Here is a 1080-nt window from a genome sequence, read left to right as displayed (position 1 = left end):
TAGTAGAGGGCGATGCCATGGAATGTAAAATGACTGGATCAGGAATTGGCGATTTTTCCATATACGGATTATCATTTTTTCGGCAAGTACGACATTCCATGGTTTCGCGATAATAGTCAATCACTCTGACTTGAGCCGGAATGAATTCTAACTCGGAGCGGACGAATTCTTCCCCTACCGATACTAGTCCATCCCCGCAGGTGTCGCAAGTTCGGTCTTCTTCGGCAAGTCGGTAAACCTTTTTAACATGTTCAAGGTCTTTTAAAAGTTCTTTCCGCTGACCTTTAAACCGTTTTTTTCGGTAGTTATCCGCTTCTTTGCTTAGATCTGTTTCTCCTACTTCAGGGTTGGCCTTGCTTTCTGCTTCATCAAAAAAAGATTCTTCCTCATCAAAAAGAGATACCTGTCCTAAGGAAAGAACAGCTGTTTTTTCAGAGCTTTTGCCAAAGAGCTTACGAGTCAGATAGTCAATTGTATTATGAAGCCGCTTATTCTCTTGCTCTAATTCCGTTATGCGTTTTTCGAAAGTAGCCATTCGTTCAGATACTGTCATAACAAATTCCTTAAATGTTATTTTATGTATCTATTATACCATAAAAATACCGTAAAAGCCACGTTTTATAAGGCTTCACGGTGTTCTTCATCATTTTATCCAAGAACTTGTATCCATCTTTTGTACCGCTTTAGGCTGGTCAACGCAAAGCCCTTCCAAAAGCCAGCGAAGCTGCTGATCGGTAATGGTACGGACAGATTCAGCACTTTTGGGCCATTGGAATGTTCCGCTTTCAAGACGTTTATACAATAAAACAAAGCCATCTTCTTCCCAAAAGAGTGCCTTCATTCGGTCACGTCGCCGTCCGCAGAACAAAAACAGGCTACTTTGAAACGGGTTTAACTGGAAAGTATGCTTTACAATCATCATGAGTCCGTCAATAGATTTGCGCATGTCGGTATAGCCACAAGCAATATAGATTTGCTCGGCTTTTGAGATATCACCGAACAAGGCTAAGTGCCTTCAAAGTATTTTCAATTAAGGCTGTGGATGCTCCGTTATGAAGTGCGAGCGTAACGGAGCCCATC

The 1080-nt window shown here is 41.7% G+C and carries 2 protein-coding genes; both read right to left on the bottom strand.

Features of this window, described 5'->3' with window-relative positions:
- Positions 1-553 (bottom strand): IS66 family transposase zinc-finger binding domain-containing protein (locus LMF89_RS25365; protein WP_229537586.1); only part of this gene is annotated, 553 nt, incomplete at its 3' end.
- 90 nt (positions 554-643) lie between these two features.
- Positions 644-1003, bottom strand: a complete 360-nt coding sequence (tnpB, locus tag LMF89_RS25360; protein ID WP_093792874.1) for an IS66 family insertion sequence element accessory protein TnpB — start codon at positions 1001-1003, stop codon at positions 644-646.
- Positions 1004-1080 lie beyond the last annotated feature (77 nt).

Origin of the sequence: Pelosinus baikalensis (assembly GCF_020819555.1) — a bacterium.
In the GTDB taxonomy this organism is placed as follows: Bacteria; Bacillota; Negativicutes; order DSM-13327; family DSM-13327; genus Pelosinus; species Pelosinus baikalensis.
The sequence above is the reverse complement of the archived record's forward strand: the minus strand, read 5'-3'. Positions and strand labels throughout refer to the sequence as shown.